At 54.2% G+C, this 6000-nt stretch carries 4 protein-coding genes; all 4 read left to right on the forward strand.

Translation table 11 applies throughout. The annotated features are described in order from the left end of the window. Window positions 1-119: 119 nt before the first annotated feature. The 4 genes from HPY58_08120 (at window position 120) to HPY58_08135 (ending at window position 5983) form a co-directional block, all read left to right on the forward strand. The gene (locus HPY58_08120; protein NPV29607.1) at window positions 120-1763 is read left to right on the forward strand and encodes a methyl-accepting chemotaxis protein; all 1644 of its coding nucleotides are present in this window, start codon (window positions 120-122) and stop codon (window positions 1761-1763) included. Window positions 1764-2003: 240 nt separating this feature from the next. Beyond that, window positions 2004-3113, forward strand: coding sequence for an HD-GYP domain-containing protein (locus HPY58_08125; protein NPV29608.1), 1110 nt, complete (start codon window positions 2004-2006; stop codon window positions 3111-3113). An 80-nt stretch (window positions 3114-3193) separates the two neighbouring features. Beyond that, window positions 3194-4114 carry a cysteine synthase A gene (gene cysK / locus HPY58_08130; GenBank protein NPV29609.1) on the forward strand — a complete coding sequence of 307 codons (921 nt, stop codon included), beginning with the start codon at window positions 3194-3196 and terminating at the stop codon, window positions 4112-4114. Window positions 4115-4261: 147 nt separating this feature from the next. Beyond that, window positions 4262-5983, forward strand: coding sequence for a methyl-accepting chemotaxis protein (locus HPY58_08135; protein NPV29610.1), 1722 nt, complete (start codon window positions 4262-4264; stop codon window positions 5981-5983). Window positions 5984-6000: the final 17 nt, after the last annotated feature.

Below are 6000 nucleotides of genomic sequence, written 5' to 3' on the forward strand. Positions count from 1 at the left end.
CTGATTTTGTTAATTATTGCAGGATTTTTTTGCCAGATGTCGAATCAGTACCGTACCTGTTTTTATGTTTTTTTATGTTTTGAAAAAAGTTAGGAAACCGGGGGGAAAGAGGTGGAGAGATGCGGATTCGTCACCGGATTCTGTTTTCAATGATCGTTTTAATTCTCTTCAGTTTGGGGATCGTGGGGATGGCAAGTTATTACCAGGCGCGCAGGAGTTTGCTGAAACTCGAGGAGGACTATCTGAGCGGCCTGGCAACTGAAGGCGCTCACCGGGTGGAAATGCTGGTCGAAGAAGGGGCCGGTTTGGGAGATAAGCGGATCCAGGCGCTGCTGAAAAATTTTGATGAGGATCATTTTAAAAGGAAAGGACTTACCGGCTATGCCTATATTATGGACGGGAAAGGAGTTCTCATCTACCATCCCAACTCTGTTGGAACAAGCCTGGCAGGAGAAAGTTACGGCCGGGAGATGCTGCAGAAAAGAGAAGGAATTGTCCGCTACATCTGGAAAGGGCGCCCCAAAACCGTCGGTTTTCGTCCGGTAGAGGGTACGGACTGGATTTTTGCAGTAGGGAATTATGATGCCGAATTTATGGGTGCGGTTTTTCTCGTACGCAACGTTGCCTTAGGCGTGGGTATTGGAGCATTGATTTTAAGCATTCTTGCTTCTCTCTGGCTCGCGCTGGGGATTGCACGTCCGTTAGAGCGGCTGCAGGCTTTGATGCAGCGGGCAGGCGAAGGAGACTTAAGCGTCAGGGCGGAGGCAGGGAAGGGAAAGGACGAGATTGCCCGGTTGGGTGAAGGCTTCAATGCCATGCTGGCGCGGATCGGCGATTTGGTCCGGGTTGTTGCCGAAAGCGCCCAGAAAGTTGCTGCCTCCTCAGACCAGCTGCGTTTGGGAACGGAGCAGGCCGCGAAGGCCGCCGAGCAAATTACGATGAGCATTCAGGAGGTTTCGAGTGGTGCTTTAAATCAGGCCAGACATGTTGATGAAGCCGCAGATATGGTGGGTCAGATTACAACTGCCATCAGGCAGGTCTCGGCCAGCACCGGTCAAGTTAGCGCCGAGGCCGGAGTGATGGCGCGGCAGGCCGGCGAGGGAAGGTCCAGCATGGAGAAGATGGTCCGGCAGATGACGGAGATCGGAAACACTGTTGGGGATACCGCCCGGATGATCAATCTGGTGGGCGACAAGGCCCAGTCGGTGGGAGAAATTATCAATTTGATAACCGGGATTGCGGATCAGACGAATCTGCTGGCCCTAAATGCTGCAATTGAAGCCGCCCGGGCCGGGGAGCAGGGAAGGGGTTTTGCGGTTGTGGCGGAGGAGGTGCGCAAGCTTGCCGAGCAGTGCCGGGACGCCACAGAGCAGATTTCTTCGCTGATTCAGGAAATGCAGGAGGCCGTGCAGGGAGCAGTAACTTCAATGGAGCGGGGCACAAGGGTTGTCGAAGAGGGCGCAGCGGTGGTTGGAAAAGGAGGAGAAGTTTTTGAAGAAATTCTGGGTTCGATTGAAAGCGTGACCGGAAAAATCGCGGAGGTGACGGCAGCAGCCGAGCAGATGGCTGCAAGCGCAGACCAGGTAATGAGGGCTGTGGAAGAAATTGCCCGCATAGCTGCCCAGAATTCTTCGGCAGCGCAGCAGGTTGCTGCTGCTACGGAAGAGGAAACCTCCTCACTTGAAGAGCTATCTTCGGCAAGTGAAGCCCTGGCACAGTTGGCCGCTTCCCTCAGGGAACTGACTGTCAGGTTCCAGTTTTAAGAAAAATGTCTGTTTCGAAGAGGATTTTTTCGAAAAGTGGCGAATAAAAATAAATAGTGCCAAATTTCTCAAAGTTCAGCGGCCTTTTGGCTGGCTTGGCAGCGAGAAGAGAAAGAGAAACCCTGCCGGGAGAGCAGGCCGGTGACTTTGAAAGATTATTGTTTTTGGTTTGTTTCTTTCTCAAGGTCGCGCCGAATGGTGCGGTAAGGAACTGGGGGGGAGAAAGGGGAAAAAGGGGAGGTGGCCGCTCTGCATTTGGTGGCGATTGAGAAGGTGCAGCCCGGAATGCGGGTAGCGCAGCCGGTTTTCGATAGCAATGGGAATCTCCTCATTCAGCAGGGGGTTGCATTGACAGAGAGGTATATCACGCGGCTTGCCTGGCGCGGGATCACTTCACTCTATGTTTACAACGAAGGCATTTCGAATCTCAATCTTAAGGTGGATGATGTAATCCGGGTTGAAACCCGCCTGCGGGCAATCCGTACGGTAAAGAAGTTGATGTCACAGGTTTCCGTTGGAGAGTGCTTTTCCGACCAGGAGGTAAAAGAGATTATAGAAAACATCGTTGACGAAATTCTTCATCACGAAGACGTGGTTGTTAACCTCTCAGATATTCGAGCGAAGCAGGACTATCATTTCGGCCATTCGGTAGGGGTTTGCGTTTTGAGTTTGCTGGCGGGGGTGATTCTGGGCTTTGACCGGGAACGCTTGAAGCGTCTGGGGGAGGCTGCAATTCTTCACGACCTGGGCAAGGTGTTCGTCCCTTCGGAAATTTTGGAAAAGCCCGGCCCCTTATCTTCGGCAGAAATGGCCGAGGTCAGACGCCATACCTGGCTGGGGTTCCGCGCCCTTTACCAGTGTTCCACCCTCGGCCCTGATCCCGCCCAGGTGGCCTTAACCCACCACGAAAGATACGATGGGAAGGGCTACCCCCTGGGTCTGGCGGGTGATGAGATCCCCGAGTTTGCCCGGATCGTTGCGCTGGCCGATGTCTTTGACGCCCTGGTCACCGACCGCGTCTACCGCAGGCATTATCTCCCTTACGAAGCCGTCGAGATTCTCACTGCCGAAACGGGAACCCACTACGATCCGAAAATTGCCCGTGCTTTTCTTTACAACATCGCTCCCTACCCTGTAGGCTCCCACGTTTCCTTGAATACAGGGGAGCTGGGGGTTGTCACGAAGGTTTGCCGGGGCTGGGGGGTCCGGCCTATCGTAACTGTTATCCGGGATGCCGAGGGGCGCCCTCTCAGGGATCCTTATCAGATTGACTTGAGATTTGCTCCTACAGTTTTTATTGTGGACCTGGTCCAGGACCAGGTTCCGGTTCGGAGGGCAGGAGCCGGGTAAGTCTGGAGGCGGCAATTGAAACTTGCCTGCAAATCTGTTAAGCTGGGACTGGACGATTTTCAGGCCAGGGAGTTGTCGAAATGCAGGTCGCCAGTTCGATTCTCGGTTTAATCGGAAAGACACCGGTCGTTCAGTTGAGGAAGCTGGCACCCGGGGAGGGGGCTCGCCTTCTCGTTAAACTCGAGTTTTTCAATCCTGGAGGGAGCATTAAGGACCGCATTGCTCTCGGTATGGTGGAGGCTGCAGAGAAGTCCGGCAGGCTCAAACCCGGGGGGGTGATCGTTGAACCCACCAGCGGAAACACGGGGATCGGGCTTGCGATGGTGGCGGCTGCAAAGGGCTACCGGTTGATCATCGTCATGCCCGAAACGATGAGTCTGGAGCGCCAGAAGCTGCTCAAGGGGTTCGGGGCCGAACTGGTGCTGACGCCGGGGGAGGAAGGCATGGCCGGGGCAGTGGCACGCGCCCGGGAAATAGTTGAGCAAAACCCGGGTTATTTTCTTCCCCAACAGTTTGAAAACCCGGCAAATCCTCAAGTTCACCGGTTGACTACAGCCCGGGAAATACTCGAGCAGTGCGGCGGCGATCTGGCTGCTTTTGTTTGCGGGGTGGGAACCGGGGGAACTTTAACCGGTGTTGGGGAGGTTTTAAAAGAAAGAAATCCGCAGATCAGGATTATTGCGGTTGAACCTGCGGGATCTCCTGTGCTCTCCGGGGGTAAGCCCGGCAGCCACGGCATCCAGGGGATCGGTGCCGGTTTTATCCCTGCTGTTTTGAGGACCGCTCTGATCGACGAAATAATCCAGGTCAGGGATGAAGATGCCTGCGAAACTGCAAGGAAAATGATGCGTGAAGAGGGGATCCTTGCAGGAATTTCCTCCGGAGCGGCGGTTTATGCCGCCCTTCAGGTTGCCAGGAAGTTTCCCCCGGATAAGGCTGTGCTCGCAATTGCTCCCGACACTGGGGAAAGATACCTGAGCACTCCCCTTTTTCCTGCCTGATTTTATTGAGAGGGCAAAATACATTGTTTAAAAAAGTTTAAGAAGTGCAGGGTGACCGCACTTTTTTTGTTTTTTCAGCAGGAAATCCGTCCTAATTGTCGAATTTTATCTGCAGTGGGCAACGATGGAAAACTGGGGGGGAAGGAAATGAGGATTCGGCTGCGCTGGAAATTGATGATTCTTCTTTTGGGTATGATTGTTCTGCTGTTTGGAGCGGTTGGAAATTATGCCGCAAAAACGATGTACGACAAAGTGATCGCATCTGCCCAGGAAAAACTCAAGAGCGATTTGGCCATGGGGCGGGCCTATCTTGACCTGCGCTACCCGGGCCCCTGGGAAGTGCGGGATGGAAAGCTTTACAAAGGGGATACCCTGATGAATGGGAACTTTGCGGCGGTGGATGCCATCGGCTCCTTGACCGGCGATACGGTAACAATTTTTCAGGGCGACACCCGGGTTGCCACCAATGTCATGAAGGAGGGAAAGCGGGCGGTAGGAACAAAGGTTGCCCCAGAGGTCGCCCAGGCTGTTCTTAAGGAGGGGCGCACCTATCTCGGAAAGGCCAATGTGGTGGGAACCTGGAACCAGACCGCTTACGAACCGATTAGAGACCGGGACGGAAAGATCATCGGCATCTGGTATGTAGGGGTCCCCCATACGGTTTATTTCAAAATGGGGGTCGAATTTGCCCGCAATCTGCTTCTTTTTGGTCTGGCAGGAGTGCTGCTTGTCGTGCTCGTTGCCTGGTTTTTTGCGGGATATATCTGCCGCCCGATTCAAAAGCTGGCTGCCGCCATGGAACAGGCGCAGGAAGGGGACTTTACGGTGCGCACAAATTTCAAGCCCCAGGACGAACTCGGGTTTCTGGGGCAGCAGTTTGACAGGATGCTGGCAATGCTCAGCCAGCTTCTTCAGAAAGTTGTGGCAACAGGGCAGGATCTGTTCTCATCGGCCCAGCAGTTGAGCCAGGGCGCGGAAGAGGCCGCAAAAGTCACCGAGCAGATTGCCGCCACCATTGAGCAGGTTGCAACCGGAGCCGACAACCAGGCAAAGAGCGTAGATGAAACCTCAAACAGGATTAAGGAGATGATTAAGCAGGTTCAGCAGGTGGATTTGAATTCCCAGACCGTTGCTTCTGCCTCCGAACAGGCTGGAAAGGCTGCTGAGGGCGGAAAGGAGGCGATTACCCGTGCTGTTACGCAGATGCAGACCATTAGCGAAACGGTGAACCGCTCCGCCCAGACGGTAAGAAACCTTGGCGAAAGATCCCAGGAAATCGGGCAGATTGTTTCCGTGATCACCGGAATTGCCGACCAGACAAACCTTCTTGCTTTAAATGCCGCCATTGAGGCTGCAAGGGCCGGCGAGCAGGGAAGAGGCTTCGCGGTGGTCGCGGATGAGGTTCGCAAGCTGGCAGAACAGTCGGCAGAGGCAGCCAAGCAGATTTCTGTTTTGATTAAGGAAATTCAGGGAGAAACAGAAAAGGCGGTCCAGGCAATGGAGGCCGGCACCGGAGAGGTTCAGCAGGGGATAAAAGTGGTGGAGGAGGCGGGGATTGCTTTTAGTGAAATCAACAGGGCAATCAACAACGTTGCGGCGCGCATCTCAGAAGTGTTCCAGGCAACGCGGGAAATGATCCAGAGCGCCGATCAGGCTGCAGCAGCGGTGGAAAATATTGCTTCCATTTCTCAGGAAACGGCCGCCAGCGCGGAGGAGGTGGCCGCGGCAACCGAAGAGCAGACTGCAACGATGGAGGAGCTGGCCGCCTCGGCCTCATCTCTTCATAGAATTGCCGACCAGTTGCGGGAGTTAACGGAGCGCTTTAAATTGGGTGAACTCCAGGAATCACAGCCCGTTTCAGCTGAATAATTTCAAAAGATCAAGGG

This window comes from Bacillota bacterium, assembly GCA_013177945.1.
GTDB lineage: Bacteria > Bacillota > DSM-12270 > Thermacetogeniales > Thermacetogeniaceae > Ch130.